At 43.5% G+C, this 20,284-nt stretch carries 16 protein-coding genes; 13 read left to right on the forward strand and 3 right to left on the reverse strand.

Features of this window, described 5'->3' with window-relative positions; genetic code table 11:
* The first annotated feature begins 635 nt into the window (after window positions 1–635).
* The 4 genes from thrS (at window position 636) to rnr (ending at window position 7,093) form a co-directional block, all read left to right on the forward strand.
* Entirely contained in the window at window positions 636–2,570 is a 1,935-nt protein-coding gene (gene thrS, locus B3V51_RS10925) for a threonine--tRNA ligase (RefSeq protein ID WP_186475373.1), read from the forward strand.
* Window positions 2,571–2,593: 23 nt separating this feature from the next.
* On the forward strand, window positions 2,594–3,097 hold the full coding sequence (gene infC, locus B3V51_RS10930) for a translation initiation factor IF-3 (RefSeq protein ID WP_071002713.1): 504 nt from the start codon (window positions 2,594–2,596) through the stop codon (window positions 3,095–3,097).
* 332 nt (window positions 3,098–3,429) lie between these two features.
* On the forward strand, window positions 3,430–4,674 hold the full coding sequence (locus tag B3V51_RS10935) for a toxic anion resistance protein (RefSeq protein WP_093070349.1): 1,245 nt from the start codon (window positions 3,430–3,432) through the stop codon (window positions 4,672–4,674).
* Window positions 4,675–4,813: 139 nt separating this feature from the next.
* A complete protein-coding gene (gene rnr, locus B3V51_RS10940) occupies window positions 4,814–7,093 on the forward strand; it encodes a ribonuclease R (RefSeq protein WP_286708419.1) in 2,280 nt (759 codons plus the stop codon).
* Window positions 7,094–7,182: 89 nt separating this feature from the next.
* On the opposite strand, the gene B3V51_RS10945 is transcribed toward rnr, so the two are convergent.
* From B3V51_RS10945 to hisA, 3 genes are all read right to left on the reverse strand, one after another.
* Window positions 7,183–7,482: a hypothetical protein gene (locus tag B3V51_RS10945; protein WP_286708420.1), complete on the reverse strand. Its 300-nt coding sequence runs from the start codon at window positions 7,480–7,482 to the stop codon at window positions 7,183–7,185.
* Window positions 7,483–7,563: 81 nt separating this feature from the next.
* Window positions 7,564–9,192 carry a mechanosensitive ion channel domain-containing protein gene (locus tag B3V51_RS10950; RefSeq protein WP_286708421.1) on the reverse strand — a complete coding sequence of 543 codons (1,629 nt, stop codon included), beginning with the start codon at window positions 9,190–9,192 and terminating at the stop codon, window positions 7,564–7,566.
* Window positions 9,193–9,389: 197 nt separating this feature from the next.
* Window positions 9,390–10,148: a 1-(5-phosphoribosyl)-5-[(5-phosphoribosylamino)methylideneamino]imidazole-4-carboxamide isomerase gene (gene hisA / locus B3V51_RS10955; RefSeq protein WP_286708422.1), complete on the reverse strand. Its 759-nt coding sequence runs from the start codon at window positions 10,146–10,148 to the stop codon at window positions 9,390–9,392.
* Between the two features lie 1,082 nt (window positions 10,149–11,230).
* On the opposite strand from hisA, the gene B3V51_RS10960 reads away from it, so the two are divergent.
* From B3V51_RS10960 to nqrM, 9 genes are all read left to right on the forward strand, one after another.
* The gene (locus tag B3V51_RS10960; protein ID WP_286708423.1) at window positions 11,231–12,583 is read left to right on the forward strand and encodes a Na(+)-translocating NADH-quinone reductase subunit A; all 1,353 of its coding nucleotides are present in this window, start codon (window positions 11,231–11,233) and stop codon (window positions 12,581–12,583) included.
* Window positions 12,584–12,588: 5 nt separating this feature from the next.
* Window positions 12,589–13,824, forward strand: a complete 1,236-nt coding sequence (locus B3V51_RS10965) for an NADH:ubiquinone reductase (Na(+)-transporting) subunit B (RefSeq protein WP_071002705.1) — start codon at window positions 12,589–12,591, stop codon at window positions 13,822–13,824.
* Window positions 13,805–14,707, forward strand: coding sequence for a Na(+)-translocating NADH-quinone reductase subunit C (locus B3V51_RS10970; protein ID WP_093070337.1), 903 nt, complete (start codon window positions 13,805–13,807; stop codon window positions 14,705–14,707). The genes B3V51_RS10965 and B3V51_RS10970 overlap by 20 nt, the downstream gene beginning before the upstream one ends.
* Window position 14,708: 1 nt before the next feature.
* The gene (locus B3V51_RS10975) at window positions 14,709–15,380 is read left to right on the forward strand and encodes an NADH:ubiquinone reductase (Na(+)-transporting) subunit D (RefSeq protein ID WP_186475369.1); all 672 of its coding nucleotides are present in this window, start codon (window positions 14,709–14,711) and stop codon (window positions 15,378–15,380) included.
* The gene (nqrE, locus tag B3V51_RS10980) at window positions 15,380–15,988 is read left to right on the forward strand and encodes an NADH:ubiquinone reductase (Na(+)-transporting) subunit E (RefSeq protein ID WP_058025262.1); all 609 of its coding nucleotides are present in this window, start codon (window positions 15,380–15,382) and stop codon (window positions 15,986–15,988) included. The genes B3V51_RS10975 and nqrE overlap by 1 nt, the downstream gene beginning before the upstream one ends.
* 122 nt (window positions 15,989–16,110) lie before the next feature.
* On the forward strand, window positions 16,111–17,346 hold the full coding sequence (nqrF, locus tag B3V51_RS10985) for an NADH:ubiquinone reductase (Na(+)-transporting) subunit F (RefSeq protein ID WP_186475368.1): 1,236 nt from the start codon (window positions 16,111–16,113) through the stop codon (window positions 17,344–17,346).
* Between the two features lie 170 nt (window positions 17,347–17,516).
* Window positions 17,517–18,317: an SDR family NAD(P)-dependent oxidoreductase gene (locus tag B3V51_RS10990; RefSeq protein ID WP_186475367.1), complete on the forward strand. Its 801-nt coding sequence runs from the start codon at window positions 17,517–17,519 to the stop codon at window positions 18,315–18,317.
* 152 nt (window positions 18,318–18,469) lie between these two features.
* Window positions 18,470–19,627 carry an FAD:protein FMN transferase gene (locus B3V51_RS10995; protein WP_186475366.1) on the forward strand — a complete coding sequence of 386 codons (1,158 nt, stop codon included), beginning with the start codon at window positions 18,470–18,472 and terminating at the stop codon, window positions 19,625–19,627.
* 138 nt (window positions 19,628–19,765) lie between these two features.
* Window positions 19,766–20,011 (forward strand): (Na+)-NQR maturation NqrM, encoded by a 246-nt coding sequence (gene nqrM / locus B3V51_RS11000; RefSeq protein WP_058025258.1) that lies wholly within the window; start codon window positions 19,766–19,768, stop codon window positions 20,009–20,011.
* Window positions 20,012–20,284 lie beyond the last annotated feature (273 nt).

The following is a 20,284-nucleotide window of genomic DNA, read 5'->3' on the forward strand; positions in this document are numbered from 1 at the left end:
CCTGTTTTGTTGATGTTTTTGGACTTATTTTAGCAGAATATAAAAAAGATAGCTTTTTCAATGGGTTGGAGCTGGCTGCTTTAAAAGGAAAGAAAATAGAAGTGTGCTCTGATTGACAGTTTTATCAGATATGTATTGCCGTTTATTATCTTTGAAGTATTTTTACCTCTTTGAATTTGCTTCTACTTCTTCCACCTTCAATATTGATATTACTACAAACATCGCTATACAGAGGGTCAATCGCCAAGTTTTATATAGTTTTGCCAACATTCTGTTTTGAAATGTTCAAAAATAACTTTCGCAGTTTATCTCTTATTGAGCTTAAGGCTCTACCCCTTGCTATCTAGTCTTGGTAGACGGTTTTTGCTATAATCACCCTTTTATTGCATTACTTATTTTTGCTGATTATCTGTATTAGATAGATGACAAAGTTCTGTCTATGATGTCGTTATTGGTTAAACACTCTTGAATAACCAATAAAACCCACAATATATAGCAGTACAAAGCAGTAGCAAGTAATGTGTCACTCTTACTATATATCACAATGATTAGATATAATTGATGCGGTCTTACGGTTATATGATTGATGGTTGCAATCATCACTGCCAACGGACCTAATAACAGGCGAATAGATTATGGTAGCGATTACTTTACCCGATGGTAGCGTGAAAAACTTCGAAGGTCATACAACAGTCATGGAAGTGGCGCAAAGTATTGGGGCAGGGCTCGCTAAAGCGACAGTTGCTGGACGTGTCAATGGTCACCTAGTAGATGCGTACGATCCTATCGTCGCTGATGCCAACGTTGAAATCGTGACACCAAAAGACGATGACGGTGTCGATATCATTCGTCACTCATGCGCTCACTTATTAGGTCATGCAGTTAAACAGCTATATCCTGATGTGAAGATGGTCATTGGTCCTGTTATTGATGATGGTTTTTATTACGATATCTTTAGTGAAACGCCATTTACGCCTGAGCACATGGAAGCTATTGAAAAACGCATGATGGAGCTGATCAAGCAAGATTATGACGTTATCAAAAAAATGACGCCACGTGCCGAAGCAATTGAGATCTTTGAATCACGTAACGAAGACTATAAGCTAAAACTGATTAATGATATGCCAGGTGAAGAAGCTTTTGGTCTGTATCATCATCAAGAATACGTCGATATGTGCCGTGGCCCGCATGTGCCCAATACGCGCTTTTTGAAAGTATTTAAACTGACCAAAATGTCAGGTGCCTATTGGCGCGGTGATGCGAAAAACGAGCAACTGCAACGTATTTATGGTACTGCTTGGGCTGATAAAAAACAGCTAAAAGCCTATATCCAGCGTATTGAAGAAGCAGAAAAACGTGACCATCGTAAAATTGGTAAAGCGTTAAACCTATTTCATATGCAAGAGCAAGCCCCAGGTATGGTGTTCTGGCATGCCAATGGCTGGACAATTTATCAAGTACTTGAGCAATATATGCGTAAAGTACAATACGATAACGGCTACGAAGAGATCAAAACGCCACAAATCGTTGATCGCAGTCTGTGGGAGCGCTCAGGACATTGGGGCAACTACGCAACTAATATGTTCACGACCTCTAGTGAAAATCGTGATTATGCCGTAAAACCAATGAACTGCCCTTGTCATGTGCAAGTGTTCAATCAAGGCTTAAAGTCTTACCGTGATTTGCCACTACGTATGGCAGAATTTGGTTCTTGCCATCGTAACGAGCCATCAGGTTCATTGCACGGTCTGATGCGCGTACGTGGTTTTACGCAAGATGATGCTCATATCTTTTGCACGCAAGCACAGATTCAGCAAGAAGTAGCAGAATTTATCAAGCTAACGCTTGCTGTCTATGAAGATTTTGGCTTCGATAACATTATTATGAAGCTCTCTACTCGTCCCGAAAAACGTGTTGGTAGTGATGAGTCTTGGGACTTTGCAGAAAAGGCGTTAGCAGATGCGCTTGATAGCTCAGGCCTAGACTGGGATTATCTACCTGGCGAAGGCGCTTTCTATGGTCCAAAGATTGAGTTTAGTCTAAAAGACTCGTTAGGTCGTATTTGGCAATGCGGTACCATTCAGGTAGATCCCAATATGCCTGAGCGCCTCGATGCTGAGTTCGTCAATGAGCAGAACGATCGTGAAGTGCCTATTATGTTGCACCGTGCCATCTTAGGGTCATTTGAGCGCTTCATTGGTATTTTGATCGAACACTATGCTGGTTGGATGCCAGTATGGCTAGCACCGCAACAAGTTGTGGTCATGAACATCACTGATAAGCAAGCTGATGCCTGTGAAAACGTGGTTAGTGAGCTCAAAAATGCAGGTTTGCGTGCCGTTAGCGACTTGCGTAACGAAAAGATTGGATTTAAGATACGAGAGAAAACATTAGAACGTATTCCCTATATGCTAGTATTAGGGGATAAAGAAGTGGAATCGGGCAGTGTCAACGTCCGAACGCGCGAAGGTGAGAACCTTGGCGTGATGAGTGTTTCTGAATTTATTACATTAGTACAGACCGCTGTCAGTAAAAAAGGCCGACAGACCCCAAAAACAGATGAGGAGTAATACCTATTAAACAGTCCAACCGTTTGAACATCAACGAAGATATCAACGTCAAAGAAGTCCGTCTCGTCAAAGAAGATGGCGAGCAAATGGGTGTGGTTGATATCGCAACCGCGATGAAAGCGGCACGTGATGAAAACCTAGATTTGGTTGAATTAGTTCCTGAAGCTAAGCCGCCAGTATGTAAGATCATGGATTATAAACATTTCCTCTATGATCAAAAGCAAAAGGCTAAAGAAGCTAAGAAAAACCAAAAGCAGACTCAGCTCAAAGAGATGAAGCTACGTCCTAGTACCGAAGAAGCCGATTATCAGGTTAAACTGAGAAAAATTATCAGCTTCTTGGAAGATCAAGACAAAGTTAAAATTAGCATCCGTTTCCGCGGACGTGAAATGGCGCACCAAGATCTTGGTCGCAAACAACTTGATCGTATCATTGAAGATACTGCTGATATCTCAAACGTCGAACAATATCCTAAGATGGAAGGTCGCCAAATGGGTATGCTGCTTGGACCTACAAAGAAAAAATAGTCTTTTATGAGATTGCTTTAAGTAGTGGCTGTCAGTCCATATAGTTATTTATAAATCTAACCATCAATATGCTACGGGATATTGATGGTTTTTTATTATTTGGACTGCCTACTGTCTCTTTTAAATGTATTTAGCCAGATATAATTGGCTGACGCTATTTTACAAAATCTACCTTCTCAACTATTTGATTACGCGGTAGTCTAAAGATCTGTTTTATATTTGCTAATCAGCATTTATCAAAATTTTTAGTCAGTGTACAACAATAATCTATATCACGACCAATAGAGTCGTTTATAAAAACACTGCTTTTATCTGACATCAAGGGAACTTTCATGCAAGAATTAACACCACCAGAAAACGCCACAACTCCTAGTATCTCTCTCACAGCGCCTGAACCTGTCAAAGAAATACAAAAAAGTGAAGCCGATCAAATGGTTAAGTTGGATGAAAGCCAAATTCCGGAGCTGGATGCCAAAGTGGATGCGTTCGTCGATCACGTGATTACTAACTCCGTGCACAGTCCAGAATTTCAGCAAAACGTCCAATCCATTCATAATCTGGGCACCAAAGAGATTCGTGAATCCGCTCAAGTCTCTAATCGTATGCTTGAGCTACCGGCCAAAAGCCTCAATGACAGCTTGTTTGATAACTCCCCTATCGCCAAATCTTTAACCGAATTACGCGGTATCGTCGAGGACTTAGATCCAAGCAAAAAAGAGCTGACTAATTCACGTAAGCTATTCGGTCTGATTCCATTTGGTAATAAAGTGCAAGACTATTTCCGTCAGTATGAGTCAGCGCAATCGCATATCAATGCAGTAGTAACCAGTTTATATAACGGTAAAGATGAATTGCTCAAAGACAATGCAATGATTGAGCAAGAAAAAGTTAATATGTGGGAGCTGATGCAGTCTATACGCCAGTATATCTATGTTGGCAAAAAGATAGATGAGCAACTAGAGCAAAAAGTCTACGCCATAGAAGCGACTGATCCTGAAAAAGCGCGTATTATCAAAGAAGAGATGCTGTTTTATGTGCGTCAAAAAAACACTGACTTTTTAACTCAGTTGGCCGTCAACGTACAAGGTTATCTAGCGCTCGACACCATCCGTAAAAACAATCTAGAGCTGATTAAAGGGGTTGATCGAGCAACGACGACCACTGTTTCAGCACTACGTACGGCGGTGGTAGTTGCTCAAGCCATGACCAATCAAAAGCTGGTACTTGATCAGATTACGGCATTGAATAAAACCACGAGTAGCTTGATTGAATCAACCTCTGCCATGCTTAAGCGTCAGTCAGGTGAGATTCATGAACAAGCAACAAGTAGTAGCATTGAGCTTGATAAACTGCAAAATGCCTTCAATAATGTCTATGACACCATGGATATGATTAGTAATTATAAAATCGAAGCATTAGAAAATATGAAACAAACGGTCAATAGCTTGACCACTGAAGTCGATAAAGCACAGAAATACCTGGATAAATCAAATCAAACCACAGTGCTAGAAGTCTCAAAAGAGCTAGACAGTAAAAAAATCATCAATCAATCAAGCAGTGTTGATATCGATATTTGATTGATCCCAATAGCGTTCATTTAAAAATGCAACGCTTTCTGCTATTGAAGGCACATAAGGCAATTGACGCAAGATATTGCGCTGCCGTTCGTGTTAAGATAGTCACTATTAATAATTTAAAAAATAGATACGGTAATTTATGAGTTGGAATGATCCAAACGCCTCAAGTGAGGCACAAAAATACGACAACCCAATCCCTAGTCGTGAGTTGATACTCAGTACGATTGGTGAGCATGGGGAAGTCACTCACAAGCAGCTGGCGCAGATCTTTGAGATTGAAGATCCAGATCAGTTTGATGCTTTGGGCAATCGCCTAAAAGCCATGGCACGCGACGGTCAAGTCAATCGCGAAGGCCGTCCCTATCGCTATCGCACAGTCACTAAGCAAGATATCGTTACAGGCACCGTATCTGCACATCCAAAAGGCTTTGGCTTTGTGGTGCTAAGTGATATGCCAGATTTATTTTTGCATGAAAAACAAATGCGCTGGGTATTCAATGGCGATACAGTAGCAGCAGTTGGCACGTCAACAGACAATCGCGGTCGTACTGAAGGTCGTATTGTCGATGTGATTGAGCGCCGCCAGAACAACTTTATCGGTACACTTGCGCGTGATGAAGAGGGCTTTTGTGTTGAGCTTGGTAGTCCAAACAGTCATCAACCAATCACTGTCACTGATGATAATGTCCAAGCCCTCAATATCAAACAAGGCGCGCCTGTCAAAGTCGATATCATCGACTGGCCGAACCAGCATGAATTTGCCACTGGCAAAATCACTGAGGTATTGTCTGATGATAACGATCGAGAGCTGATTATTGAGACCACTTTACTCAACTATGATATCCCATCAGATTTCAGTGAAGCGGCGCTCAAACAAGCTGCTGAATATCAAGAACCAACTGAGAAAGACATAAAAGGTCGCAAAGATTTGCGTCATCTGCCACTCGTTACTATCGATGGTGAAGATGCTCGTGACTTCGATGATGCCGTATTTGCTGAGAAGCGCTCAGGCGGCAACTACCGCGTCGTGGTCGCAATTGCGGATGTCAGCTACTATGTCACGCCAAACTCTCCACTAGATCAAGATGCTTACGAGCGCGGTACGTCTGTATACTTCCCGCATCGTGTGATTCCGATGCTCCCTGAAGTCCTCTCTAATGGCCTGTGTTCATTGAACCCTAACCTTGATCGTCTATGCATGGTGGCTGATATTAAAGTATCACGTGCAGGTAAGGTCACAGGATATGAGTTTTATCCATCAGTGATGCACTCACAAGCGCGTCTCACGTATAACCAAGTGAACGACTATTTTGTCAATCCGACTGATAAGAGACTTCCTAAATCATTAACGGGCAATAAAGACGTCAAAAAATCGATTGATACATTGCATCAGCTTTATGAGTTACTGCTCAAAAAACGTGAAGAGCGTCATGCCATGGAGTTTGAGACGGTCGAAACCTACATCAAATTTAATGAAAAAGGCGGGATTGACGCTATATTACCGCGTACTCGCGGTGACTCTCAGAAGCTGATTGAAGAGTGTATGCTCCTCGCTAATACCTGCGCGGCAAACTTTGCACTCAAACATGAGCTGCCAGTCTTATATCGTAACCACGATAAGCCTGATAATGAAAAATCAATGCGTATTCACGAATATGCAAAAAACTTTGGCCTACCCTTCCCAGAAGAGAATCCAACGCAAGCCGATTATCAGCGTATTATTGAAGCAACCAAAGACAGACCAGATGCGATTAGCATTCATAGCATGTTGCTGCGCTCGATGATGCAGGCAAATTATGCCCCTGACAATATTGGTCACTTCGGCTTGGCTTATGATGAATATAGCCACTTTACCTCGCCGATTCGCCGTTATCCAGATCTAATGCTGCATCGTGCGATCAAAGCAAAAGTAACAAACAGCAAGCAACCTGTCATGGATTTTTCACTTGACGGCGCGGGTACACAGACGTCTGATACAGAGCGCCGTGCAGAAAAAGCATCTCGCTTTGTAGAGTCTTGGCTCAAGTGTCATTATATGACGGATCATGTCGGTGAAGAGTTCGAAGGGGTTGTGACGACCGTGACCAACTTCGGCCTATTCGTTACGTTGACTGATCTATACATCGATGGCTTGGTACATATCTCCAATGTGGGCGATGATTTCTTTGTTTATGATGAGCAGCAACAGCAGCTCATCGGCAAAGACAAGGGCAAGCTGTTTGGACTTGGTGACTTGGTCAAGGTACAGGTTGCTGGCGTCAACATGGACTTACTGCAAATTGATTTTGATTTGAAAGAAAAACTTCAGTCTAGTGCCATGAATCAGACCAAAAAACAGCCTGCCAAAAAACAGCCGTCTAAGAAAGGTCCAGCAAAGAGAAGTAGTCGTAGAAGCTCTAGCAAAAAAAAGCTAATCTGAAACTGTAGCACCATAAATAAAAAAGGGCTAACGATAACGTTGGCCCTTTTTTATGCTTTGTTATTTATAGTTTTAGGTTAAATATTTTTTTACTGTGCATTACTCATCTGTTCCAAACGATCTTGCTCAGATTGCTGTGCTTGATCGATTTTATTGGTTGCATCATCTAAAATGGCTTTTGGCTGTTCGCCAAGTGGTTTGCTGGCGATATTTGCAGAGCTATTCTTAAAGCTATCTGCATCAGATACAGCTGCTGTAGGCTGTTCAGAAACAGTACTGCTAATGGCAACCTCTCTGTTTTTCTCATGACTATTGCCATTGATGATGTTAAAACCAAGCAATGCTACGATGCCGATTACGGCAAATATGATTACATGCTTCATTTCCATAAAAAATCTCGACTTTGATTAATTACCAAATATGAGTTCCATTGCACTTTTTGTGCCTACTTTTAAACCTACTATCTCTTACTATTCTTGCGGACTATTATTATTGAGTAAATCCGTTTCATCTGAGCTTTGAGCAATCTCTTGCTCGACCTTTTCCATCAGCTTGTCATCAGGGCGAGCATCGAGGACCTCATCAGCATTACGGCCTTGCAAAATAACTTTGGCTCGCGCCTTCGCTTGCTTTTTATCTTTATCATCAACAGGATTCTCATTATCTTGATGGGTAAGAGTAGGCTCAGGCATGGTTGAGGTAATCGTCATGTCAGATTTAGCGCTGCTCGTACTGTTCTGCATATGTTCAATGGCTTTCTCTAATTTGTCATTAAACCGTAAACGATAAATGGGTTCAGGCAAGCTAAAGCCTTCGTTTTCTAGTGCATGTTTGGTCTCTCTGATGGCAATACTACGCGCTTTAGCAAAGTCGGTTTCTGATTGATCTACCCAAACCTGAAACTCTAAAACGATATTAGAATCACCGACATTGATAATGACGGCAATCGCTTTAGGCTCATCCAATACAAATGCTAACGTACCTATTGCATCCAGTCCTACTTTGATAGCTGCTAATGGATCATCATTCGCATCAACACCTAATTCAAAAGTAAAGCGGCGCTCGGGATTTTTAGTGTAGTTGAGAATGGTACCTTTAAAGACTTCAGCATTCGGAATACGCAACTGATTGCCATCCAATGTCATCAGTATCGTCGCACGTGAGGTCAGACGAACGACAATACCCTCTTGCCCATTGATAACCACCTGATCACGGGCGCGAAATGGCTGGCGGATACTGAGCATTAGTGAGGCAATATAGTTTTCGATGGTATCCTTTACCGCAAAACCAACGGCAATACCGATGACACCTGCGCCGCCAAGCAGAGTACCTAAAATCGTCTCTGCCCCGATGAGACTCAGCCCTAAGATAAGACCAAAAATAATAAAAATGACTTTGGCAGTTTGCGATAACAACTCGGCGACAAACGGATTTGGCGTTAAGCGCTGCCACATTCTTTTGCGATTGGACAACCAACTACCAAACCATGTGACCAATGCAAATATAACGATGCCGACTAACAGTAAAGGTAACGCCTTCACGAGGTTTTCTAATTGTGCTTTTAGACCTTGATAAACCGTCGAGACATTCTCTTGAACGTCCAACGTTCGATTGATATTGTCATCGACCGTAACAACATCTGTCAAACGGTTGGTCAGATTGATGGCTTGCTGCGCTTTTTTTTCGTTGGCAGTCTCCCCTGTTAGCGTGACAACACCTTGGCTAACACTGACATTGACGGCCTGTAACCCTTCGATTTCAGAAAAAATACCATTGATACGCTGACGGATTTCATTATCTTTTTGCGGAGTGGGTGTGGTTTCAATTTGACCATTATTGGTGCTCTCGCCACTGATTACTGGTGGCGGGGCGGGTGTCGGTAATGAGGTGGCGGGGTCTGATGCTTCCTCTTCTGGCGCAGGATCACTATCAGGTGTTGCCTCTTCTGTACTTTCCACGCCAAGTACGGTTGCAATGCCAGAGAGTTCTTCACCAGCAGCGTAGGCGGGCCACGTACAAACGATGCTTAACAGCAACACCATTTGACCCCACGCTTTCATAAAACGGCGTATCATTGGACGGTCAAAATAACTGGCCATAAGCATCCTTTATTTTTTACGGATTTTTCTCGCTTAGCTGATTGCTGATAATTAGCTGTCTGATTTTAACCGACTAATTTTTGATTTATTTAGCTATCTAAACGCCAATCTCAACTTATCGTAGGCCTTTGATTTTTATAGAATTTAAAATTCTAATTGTTTTAACTGAAATTTTAAAAACTAAGTAAACCAATACCTTAGAAAAATAAGTTGAGAGTGGGGTTATCTAAGTAAAGCTGCGCTTCGCTCAAATTCAACGTGCCTTCATAGATAGCACGACCAGTAATAATACCTTCGATACAATCGCCATAAGGCTTTAATAGCTCGATGTCTTTCATATCAGTAACGCCGCCTGATGCAATCACCGGTAGACCGCCTTCGCGAGCCAAATTGAAGGTTTGTTCAACATTCACGCCTTGCATCATGCCATCACGAGCAATATCAGTATAAACGATTGAAGACACACCTACATCAGCGAAGCGCTTGGCAAGCTCGGTCGCTTTGGTATCTGTCACGTTTGCCCAACCATGAGTGGCTACCATACCGTCTTTGGCATCGATACCAACAATGATGTGTCCTGCAAATTCACGGCAAGCTTTAGCAACAAAATCCGGATCTTCAACAGCTTTTGTACCAATAATAATGTAGGTCAGACCGGCAGTAATGTATTGCTCAATAGTATTCATATTACGCACGCCGCCACCCAATTGAATAGGCAGGTTCGGATATGCTTTGGTAATATCATTGACCACTTGTCTGTGTACTGGCACGCCATCAAAAGCACCATTCAAATCGACCAAATGCAGACGGCGTGCGCCCTCATCTACCCAACGTGCAGCCATGGCAACGGGATCATCAGAGAATACCGTATCATCTTCCATACGGCCTTGTTTTAAACGTACGCACTTACCATCTTTTAAATCAATAGCCGGGATAATGACAGGCACAGCACACATATAGCATTCCTTATAAAGCATAATATTGGCAATAAATTTAGACAATTACATTGTTGAGAATAAAACGAAATCGAAGCATCAGACCACGATAGAAAACACCACGCAAACGCGGCATAAATTATAGACAGATTCGAAAAACCAAATAAAATAGGTCAGAAATCTGCTCAAATAGAGATAGGATACAATCGAAACCAAACAATCATAACCATAAGTTGTAATACGTAGAATCACCACCAACATTCGTTAAATTCTATTACTGACTGGCAATTTTAGGTCAATTTAGCGTATAATCCTAGGTAAATTTTTATTTGTTTCTATGTGATAGTAACCAGGTGTTACGCTTTTTGTTGAGACGGTATTGCTTAATCGCACTTCATAATGCCTCAAAGACAATGAGCAATGGCTCAATATATCCGTATGATATTGACTGATATTTTGCCAAAAAGGGTTATAATAGAAATCTAATCTGGTAGTCTGTATACCACCGATTCTGCAGTCTTAAGCCCCATTGGTTGCCGTTTAAAACCCTATTACTAGCTAACAATATAAAACAGTTATGACTAGCGTTTGGCAGCTCACAAAAATGATGTGATGCTTGCTCATCTAGGTTGTCTTTTAGCCAGTTGATCATCTACTTCAATAGATCGTTTTTAGTCACACCTCTAAAAAATTGCGTATTTTTGAATGATGCTGATTGGATAAAAGTGGCCCATCATACTGGTATTACAAGTTTTTAATTTCAATGAAACGTATGATAAGGCTGTTATTTTCAAAGTAATCTCTGTTGGCAATGTGCTTTTGGCGATTGATTTTGATTCAATAGTTTTAGCATACACCTTGGTAGCCAGTCGCCACTTTGGTAATTCGAATAAGACATTAACGTGTTGTTAAGGAGTCTAAGGTCAGCGTTAATACTCTTAATAGTAGTTATGATCATGTATTATCTTCAGAGAGCTTTCATCCTTATTTCAGTATAGAAATAGATGATTGAAGGCTTTATTGAGTGAGATAAATGTTCAAGCTACCGATGTACCAAACAGGATGTCTGGTATCGTTTTAGACTATGGACTAAGTTTTCGCTTATGATTACCATCAAAAAAGGTTTGGATTTGCCCATCACCGGTGAACCCTCCCGCGAGATATCTGAGCACCAACCGACACATGTAGCACTTATTGGCTATGATTACGTGGGCATGAAGCCTACGATGAATGTCAAAGAAGGTGACATTGTAGCCAAAGGTCAGCCCGTTTTTGAAGACAAAAAGCGTGTTGGCGTCATCTATACTGCCCCTGCTGCTGGTAAGGTCGTCGCTGTTAAACGTGGCGAGCGTCGAGTGTTTGAGAGTCTTGTGATTGAGGTCGACCCGAATGGTGAAGAAATAGACTTTGAGCGCTATGACTCACAGCAGCTTGCTGACCTAGACTCTGAAGTCGTTGAAACCCAACTGATTGCCTCTGGCGAATGGACTGCGTTTCGCACACGTCCCTATAGCCGTGCGCCCGAAATCGGCGCTCGTCCACATGCTATCTTTGTGACAGCAATGGACACCAATCCACTCGCCCTTGATCCAATGCTGGTAATCAATGAGCAGCTACAAGCGTTCAATGATGGCCTAGCAGTACTCTCAACACTCACGCCCAAGACCTTTGTCTGCCACCATGGCGACGCCCAGTTGACGCCAGTTGCAAAAACTGCGGCTAATAATGTCACTGAGTATCATGCCTTTGCGGGTAAACATCCAGCAGGTCTTGCAGGTACGCACATTCATTTCTTGCACCCTATCAGCCGCGGCGTGACCGTATGGACGATTGGTTATCAAGATGTGATTGCGATTGGTAAGCTGTTCACAACTGGACATCTATATACACGTCGTATGCTAAGCTTGGCTGGCCCTGCGGTTACCAATCCGCATCTGATTGCAACCGAGCGTGGTGCTGATATTACGGCATTAACCAAAGGTCAGCTAGCGGCAGGCGAGAACCGTATCATCTCAGGTTCAGTATTGTCTGGTCGCAGAGTATTTGACAATATCGCTTATCTTGGTCGCTTCCACAACCAGATCAGTGCACTGCCTGAAGGTCGTGAGCGTCCTGCGTTTCACTTCTTTAGCCCCGGTAAAAACCGCTTCTCAAAGCTGCCTATCTACATCTCGCAGTTTTTTGGTGGCAAAAAGTACAATTTCACCACAACAAGTAATGGCTCACCTCGCGCCATGGTACCGATTGGTGTCTTTGAAGAAGTCATGCCTCAAGATTACCTGCCCACTCAATTGTTACGTGCTTTGATTGTCGAAGACATCATCAGTGCCACTGATTTGGGTGCACTTGAGTTGGATGAAGAAGACTTGGCACTATGCACCTTTGTATCTCCTGGCAAATATGAGTTCGGTGATATTTTGCGTGATAACTTAACGCGCATTGAGCTGGAGGGCTAACCACGATGAAATTTTTACACAATATGTTCGATCGTATGGAGCCATCTTTTACCAAAGGCGGCAAACACGAAAAGTATTATGCTATTTTTGAGATGTTTGATACGTTTCTTCGGCAGCCAGGCACCACAACGTACGCTTCATCACACGTTCGTGACGGTATCGACTTAAAGCGTATTATGATTACGGTATGGCTATGTACTTTCCCAGCAATGTTTTGGGGTATGTACAACATCGGTCATCAAGCACTAACCGCTATCGCTCAGCTCGGTCTGCAACCTGAAGGCTGGCGTACCGTCATCACTAGCATGGCAGGCTACAACCCAGACAGTATCTGGGCAAGCTTTGTTTATGGAGCCATGCAGTTTTTGCCGATTTATATCGTGACGTTTGCCGTCGGTATTCTCTGTGAGATTATCTTTGCGGTCGTCCGCGGACACGAAGTTAACGAAGGTTTCTTTGTGACGTCAGTCCTGTTTGCACTATGTTTACCACCTGATATTCCTTTATGGCAAGTTGCTCTAGGTATTATCTTTGGTGTGGTGGTCGCAAAAGAAGTGTTCGGTGGGACTGGTAAAAACTTCTTGAACCCTGCCCTATCAGGCCGTGCGTTCTTATACTTTGCCTATCCAGCCTATATGTCTGGCGACTCAGTATGGACAGCTGTAGATGGCTTCTCAGGTGCGACCCCGCTTGGGCTTGCCGCGCTTGGTGTGGTTCCTCAAGACTTTGTTGATGTCTATGGCAATGCCATCACGTGGAGTGATGCATTCTTAGGCAACATGCAAGGTAGTATCGGTGAAGTATCAACCTTGGCTATCTTGATGGGTGCTGCCGTATTGTTATGGACGCGTATCGCTTCTTGGCGCATCATGGCAGGCTGTGTGGTTGGTTTGATTGCCACTTCATTGGTGTTCAACCTGATTGGCTCTGATGACAATATGATGATGAGCTTGCCATTCTACTGGCACTTGGTTATCGGTGGTTTTGCGTTCGGTGCAGTATTCATGGCAACCGATCCCGTTTCTGCTGCCCACACCAATAAGGGCCGCTGGGCTTATGGTATCTTGATCGGTTTTATGACCGTTCTGATTCGTGTTATTAACCCAGCTTTCCCAGAAGGCATCATGCTGGCTATCTTGTTTGCCAACTTATTTGCTCCACTGTTTGATTATTTTGTGACCCAAGCAAATATCAAACGCCAAACTGCTCGGAGGGTTCGTTATGTCCAAGCCCAAAAGTAATAATGCCAAAACCATCAGTGTGGCTTTGACGCTGTGCTTGGTTTGTTCAGTATTGGTCTCAGCTGTCGCTGTTGGCCTAAAACCTGCACAAATCGAAAATGCACGCTTGGATCGCAATAAAAACATTTTGGTCGCCGCTGACATGTACAATACTGAGTCTGATACAGCAGATGATGTCGCCGAACGTTTTAAAGATTTTGATGTCAAAATCATTGATCTAAATAAAGGCAACTACCTTGATGATGATGAGTTAAAAACGGCGGGTATTCCTGATCGTAATGCTTATGACGCCAGTCAAGCGACCAAAAACCAAGCCTTAAGCGAAGACTTGGGCGACAATGATCCTGCTGGTATTGGCCGTAAACCAAAATACGCCAAAGTCTATGTCAAAGAAGATGACGCAGGCAAACCTGAACTGGTTGTATTGCCTATTCAAGGCTACGGGCTATGGGGTACGATTTATGGTTTCTTAACGCTTGAAAGTGACATGAATACCATCAAAGGTATCAGTTTTTATGAGCATAAAGAGACCCCAGGTCTTGGCGCTCGTATTGAAGAGCCAGAGTGGCGCGCACAGTGGAATGGCATCCATTCTTATGATGACAATGGCAACGTTGCTACTGGTGTGACCAAAGCGGGTAATCCGAAAGACAATTGGGTCGATGGTATCAGCGGCGCAACACTAACAAGCCGCGGCGTCAGCAACATGATTCAGTTCTGGTTAGGCGATCAAGGCTATAAGCCTTATCTAGATATGCTACGTAAAGAGAGCGGTCAGACCCTTGATGATGCAGATACACAAGCAAATCAGTCAACGTCGGCCGCTCAACTTAACACCGAATTGGCAGCCGCGCTACCAATAGCTAATGGCAAGGAGGCATAAAATGGCTGACACTAAAAGTATTTTAACCACGCCTATTTTTGACAATAATCCCATTGGTTTACAGATTCTTGGTATCTGTTCGGCACTGGCAGTCACAACGAGTATGGCCAATGCCATGGTCATGTGTGTGGCACTCACCTTGGTGACGGCATTTTCAAGCTTCTTTATCTCTATTATTCGTAAGCAGATTCCATCGAGCATTCGTATCATCGTACAGATGACCATTATTGCTTCATTGGTTATCTTGGTAGATCAGGTACTAAAAGCGGTCGCTTATGATGTGAGTAAAGGTCTGTCGGTCTTCGTTGGTTTGATTATCACCAACTGTATCGTTATGGGCCGTGCTGAAGCATTTGCCATGAGTAACCCGCCAATCCCAAGCTTTTTAGATGGTATTGGTAACGGTCTTGGTTACTCAGCGGTCTTGCTATTCGTTGCCACCATTCGTGAGCTGTTAGGCGCAGGTACTTGGTTTGGTATCACTATCCTACAACCAGTTACTGATGGCGGTTGGTATATACCAAACGGTCTGTTGCTATTGCCACCATCAGCGTTCTTCATTATTGCTTTGTTTATCGCAATCGTCCGTACCTGGAAACCAGAACAAGTGGAAGAAGCTGAGTTTGTAATGAAGCCGCAGTCTAAAGGCATGGCACATGGAGGCGGTCACTAATGGGACATTATATTAGTTTATTTATAACCTCAGTCTTTATCGAGAACATGGCACTTGCCTACTTCTTAGGCATGTGTACTTTTTTGGCCGTATCCAAAAAAGTCTCGACAGCGATTGGTCTAGGGGTTGCTGTGATTGTCGTGATGGCCATCACCGTTCCGCTAAACAACTTGCTATTCCAGTTCATCCTAAAAGATGGTGCATTGGCTTGGGCAGGCTTCCCTGATATCAACTTGAGCTTCTTAGGGTTGCTTAGTTACATCGGTTTGATTGCAGCCACCGTACAGATTCTAGAGATGTTCTTGGACAAGTTTGTACCAAGTTTATACAACGCGCTTGGGGTATTCTTACCACTAATCACCGTAAACTGTGCCATCTTGGGTGGTGTACTATTTATGGTCGAGCGTGATTATAACTTTGGTGAATCTGTCGTCTATGGTGTGGGCGCAGGCTTCGGTTGGGCACTTGCTATTACTGCATTGGCAGGTATTCGTGAAAAGCTCAAATACTCAGACATTCCAGCACCATTGCGCGGTCTTGGTATTACCTTTCTCACGGTTGGTCTTATGTCGCTCGGCTTTATGTCGTTCGGTGGTATGTCCATCTAAACTACTAAGCTCAAAGCTTCTATTAGCTATTTGATCTATTTAATTCATTTATTCGGTAAGGGTTCGGACACAGCATAAAAAATGTCTTCGCACCCCTACCCCATAGATTAAGGATACCTACCATGGATTACGCTACGGCGATTGGTGGCGTTGCTATGTTTACCTTGATCATCATGGGCCTCGTCGCTATTATTTTGGCGGCGCGCTCAAGACTGGTCAGTTCAGGCGATGTCACTATCCATATTAATGATAATCCCGATAATGACGTGGTGACACCAGCAGGCGGTAAACTACTGCAAACGCTAGCGGGCGAAGGCATCTTTTTGTCTTCAGCGTGTGGTGGCGGTGGTACCTGTGCGCAGTGTCGTTGCCGCGTTATTGAAGGTGGTGGTTCTATTTTGCCCACCGAAGAAGGCTATTTTACTCAAGGCGAGATCCGCAATCACATGCGCTTGGCTTGTCAGGTAGCTGTTAAGCAAGACATGAAAATTGAGATTGATCCTGAATTCTTTGATGTACAAAAATGGGAATGTGAGGTTATCTCAAACGATAACGTTGCGACTTTCATTAAAGAGCTGGTGCTAAAAATCCCAGAAGGCGAAGAAGTAAACTTCCGCGCTGGTGGTTATGTGCAGCTTGAAGCGCCGCCGCATGAAGTACATTATAAAGACTTTGATATCGGCGAAGAGTACCGTGAAGACTGGGAGAAGTTCGACGTCTTCAAATACGTCTCAAAAGTTGATGAGCCCGTTATCCGTGCTTACTCAATGGCCAATTACCCAGAAGAAAAAGGCCTCATCAAGTTTAATATCCGTATCGCCAGTCCACCGCCGCGTGGTCCTGAAGGTATCCCGCCAGGCAAGATGTCTTCTTGGGTATTTAGCCTAAAACCTGGCGATAAGGTGACGGTATCAGGCCCATATGGTGAATTCTTTGCCAAAGATACTGAAGCTGAAATGATCTTTGTCGGTGGTGGTGCTGGTATGGCTCCCATGCGCTCGCATATCTTTGATCAGCTCAAGCGCTTGAAAACAGATCGTAAGATCAGTTTCTGGTATGGTGCTCGCTCGATACGTGAAATGTTCTATGTTGAAGATTACGATCAGCTAGAAGAAGAGTTTGACAATTTTGAATGGCATGTGGCTCTGTCTGACCCATTACCAGAAGATAACTGGGAAGGTCCAACAGGCTTTATCCATAACGTGTTGCTCGAAAACTATCTGAAAGATCATCCAAACCCAGAAGACTGTGAATACTACATGTGTGGGCCACCAATGATGAACGCTGCTGTGATCGATATGCTACACAGCTTGGGCGTAGAAGACGAAAACATCATGCTTGATGATTTCGGTGGTTAAATAACCCCGCCAGATAAACTTAAAAGTGTATATAAAAAGAGTCTCAATTGAGGCTCTTTTTTTGTGTGATTTTTAGCAATCATTGTGGTTGTTGAGACTACAAATCTAACTGGTAGATCAGCATTGCTATCCTATATCATGAACGCTCTAAATATTAAGAAAGGACGCTTATGAAAACCAAATACAAAGATCTGACCATTTGGATCACGGGTGCTTCTAGTGGTATTGGGCAAGCATTGGCGATTGCCTTTGCCAAGCGTGGTGCTAGAATTATTCTCAGTGGCCGTGATAACCAAAAACTAGAATCCGTCAAGAAAAGCTGTAAGCGTGCGAATAGGCATATTGTCATTCCGTTTGATATCAGTGATGCTGCTCAAGCAAAAGCCGCATATGACAATGCCAAAGCTCAGGCTGGAAACATTGATTGGCTCATCAATAACGCCGGTATTAGCCAGCGCTCACTCATCATGGAAACTGACGAAGACGTCGAGCGTCAGATTATGGAGGTAGATTACTTTGCTCAGACGCGACTAACCAGACTGATACTGCCTGATATGATCGCACAAGGTGGCGGCAAAATCGTCATGGTATCAAGTGTCGCAGGATTACTAGGGACACAATATCGCGGTGCTTATGGCGCAGCCAAAGCCGCATTGCATATGTGGGCAAACAGTTTACGGGCAGAGTTGCATGACAAAGGTATAGAAGTGGCGACGATATTCCCAGGATTTATTCAGACCAACATCTCTATCAATGCCTTGACAGGTGATGGCAGCGCTCAGGGCACCATGGATGAAGCAACCAGTAACGGTCTCACGGCAACTGATTTTGCAAAGCAAGTGGTGAAGGCACTCTCAAAAGGTGAAGAATATATCGTGGTCGCTGGCAGTAAAGAAAAGCTGGCAACACGGGTCAATCGTGTCTCACCGCCCAAACTTTATAGGCTCATACGCGAGTCGCAAGTAAAATAGCTTGGTATGCAGTAGATTAGTATGCGGTGGCTTGGTATGCAGTAGATTGTCACTGAACATTGCCATCATTGGTATTTGTAGGGTTAAGGGGTGTAAAATAGGCCTGACTTATTTTATACCCCAACTCATTTCTGCGTTATACCGAAGATCCTATGAAAAATACCCGATACTGCTCCGCCTCCTCAAAACCCATAAATGCTTCTTTGCTTGGCATCGCGGGTCTCGCTAGTATGGTGAGTCTCAGTGCTTGCCAGCAAACACCAGATTATAACTATCTGACTGGTGAAACGATGGGGACAAGCTACCATATCAGCTATCAGCTCCCTGATAATGCAGATGAAGCTGCCATACAAGCGTCAATCGATGAACGCTTGAAACAGATTAATGACAGCATGTCGACCTATCAGAGCGACTCGACCATCTCTAAATTTAATCGGTTGAATAAGAATACACCGATTACCATCGACGCTGATTTTAGTCGGGTGCTGGATGTGTCAAAGATTGTCTACGAGCAATCTGGCGGCGCATTCGATCCTACGGTGATGCCGCTTGTCGAGACCTGGGGTTTTGGCAGCACCATGACAGTCGAGCGTCTACAAAGTCCGCCTACAGCGCTCGAGATTGCCCAAGCAAAAGCACTGGTAGACTTTGAGAGCATTATCAAAAAAGACCAAACGGTGTCTAAAACCAAAGATGGCGTCGAGCTTGATTTTTCTGCCGTTGCCAAAGGGTATGGGGTTGATGTCATCGCCGATGTGCTGAGAGAGGATTATCAAATTCGCAATTATATGGTTGAGATTGGCGGTGAAATTTCGACATCTGGCGTTAACAACCTACAGCAGCCATGGCAAATTGCGATTGACGCCCCTATTGAAGGCAGCACTGTCAGCGAGCGCCAAACGATATCTGCCATTCGTCAGCCAAAAAATACGGCTAGCCAAATGCATCTGGCAACCTCTGGAAATTATCGCAACTCCGTCATATTTGATAGCAAACGCTATAGCCATACCATCGATCCGACCACTGGCAAACCCATTGCAGGCGGTGCGCCCTCAGTCACTGTCGCGGCCGATTCTGTTGCATTGGCGGATGCATGGGCAACCGCTCTGACTGCCATGCCCTATCATAAAGCACTAGATGTCGCTAAAGCTCAAAACTTGGCTGCTATGTTTGTGGTGTTGGCTGACGATATAAAAACAGACAGGTCTGAGAGTAATGTTTCTGATAACGTGTCTGATGATAATATCGATGACTGGCAAGTGGTTCAGACACCAGCAATGCAAGCATTACGCGCTGACAAAAAGCCCTAGTAAGTTTTTGGCATTGAAACAAGAGAATACGATAACGCACAACGAGCAACACCAAAATTTGCTATACTATTAGTTAGTTGCCATTAAAAGTACATCATTAACAGCAACTGCCCCACTTTTGACAATGAGGTTTCCTCTATGCTTAGCCAATTGCTTCCTATGCTTGCCATTACCTTTACAGTGTTTATCCTATTTTTCGTTTTTATGGGCATCGGTTATATGGTCAAAAAAAAGCCGCTCAAAGGCTCTTGTGGTGGTGTTGCCAAATTGATGGGTGATGAGCAGTGCTCATTTTGTGGCGATGATCCCAACAAGTGCGACTCATTGATGGCAGAACAACAAGAAAACGCGTTAAGAGCTGCCCAACTCGGCAAATCTGTGTAAAAACTCATTGGTTACCATACGCAGGTAGTATTTACCTAACATCTGTTCGTATAATAGCGTCAAGTCATTCAAAGTGACTTGGCGTTATTTTCATGTCACCATCTCTTATTATTCCTATTTAGACACTCTCTATCTAGATATTTTCTATTTAAAAAATTGGCCAGCAAACTTATCTGTTTTGCCCTCTGCAAATTTTTAGTTCTGTTTGACGTTATTGATTACCGTTTAGGTACGTGTCTGAGTAAATGATCTTTGGTGTTGTTTTACAAGCGA

Origin of the sequence: Psychrobacter sp. UBA2514 (genome assembly GCF_002341255.1) — a bacterium.
Classification (GTDB): Bacteria; Pseudomonadota; Gammaproteobacteria; order Pseudomonadales; family Moraxellaceae; genus Psychrobacter; species Psychrobacter pacificensis.

Excerpts from the sequence above, each read along its gene's own strand:
- nqrM (WP_058025258.1), top strand. The coding sequence starts at position 19,766 with ATGCTTAGCCAATTGCTTCCTATGCTTGCCATTACCTTTACAGTGTTT.
- B3V51_RS10975 (WP_186475369.1), top strand. The coding sequence starts at position 14,709 with ATGGCTGACACTAAAAGTATTTTAACCACGCCTATTTTTGACAATAAT.
- rnr (WP_286708419.1), top strand. The coding sequence starts at position 4,814 with ATGAGTTGGAATGATCCAAACGCCTCAAGTGAGGCACAAAAATACGAC.
- B3V51_RS10960 (WP_286708423.1), top strand. The coding sequence starts at position 11,231 with ATGATTACCATCAAAAAAGGTTTGGATTTGCCCATCACCGGTGAACCC.
- B3V51_RS10990 (WP_186475367.1), top strand. The coding sequence starts at position 17,517 with ATGAAAACCAAATACAAAGATCTGACCATTTGGATCACGGGTGCTTCT.
- thrS (WP_186475373.1), top strand. The coding sequence starts at position 636 with ATGGTAGCGATTACTTTACCCGATGGTAGCGTGAAAAACTTCGAAGGT.
- B3V51_RS10945 (WP_286708420.1), bottom strand. The coding sequence starts at position 7,482 with ATGGAAATGAAGCATGTAATCATATTTGCCGTAATCGGCATCGTAGCA.
- nqrF (WP_186475368.1), top strand. The coding sequence starts at position 16,111 with ATGGATTACGCTACGGCGATTGGTGGCGTTGCTATGTTTACCTTGATC.
- hisA (WP_286708422.1), bottom strand. The coding sequence starts at position 10,148 with ATGTGTGCTGTGCCTGTCATTATCCCGGCTATTGATTTAAAAGATGGT.
- B3V51_RS10995 (WP_186475366.1), top strand. The coding sequence starts at position 18,470 with ATGAAAAATACCCGATACTGCTCCGCCTCCTCAAAACCCATAAATGCT.
- B3V51_RS10965 (WP_071002705.1), top strand. The coding sequence starts at position 12,589 with ATGAAATTTTTACACAATATGTTCGATCGTATGGAGCCATCTTTTACC.
- B3V51_RS10935 (WP_093070349.1), top strand. The coding sequence starts at position 3,430 with ATGCAAGAATTAACACCACCAGAAAACGCCACAACTCCTAGTATCTCT.
- B3V51_RS10970 (WP_093070337.1), top strand. The coding sequence starts at position 13,805 with ATGTCCAAGCCCAAAAGTAATAATGCCAAAACCATCAGTGTGGCTTTG.
- nqrE (WP_058025262.1), top strand. The coding sequence starts at position 15,380 with ATGGGACATTATATTAGTTTATTTATAACCTCAGTCTTTATCGAGAAC.
- B3V51_RS10950 (WP_286708421.1), bottom strand. The coding sequence starts at position 9,192 with ATGGCCAGTTATTTTGACCGTCCAATGATACGCCGTTTTATGAAAGCG.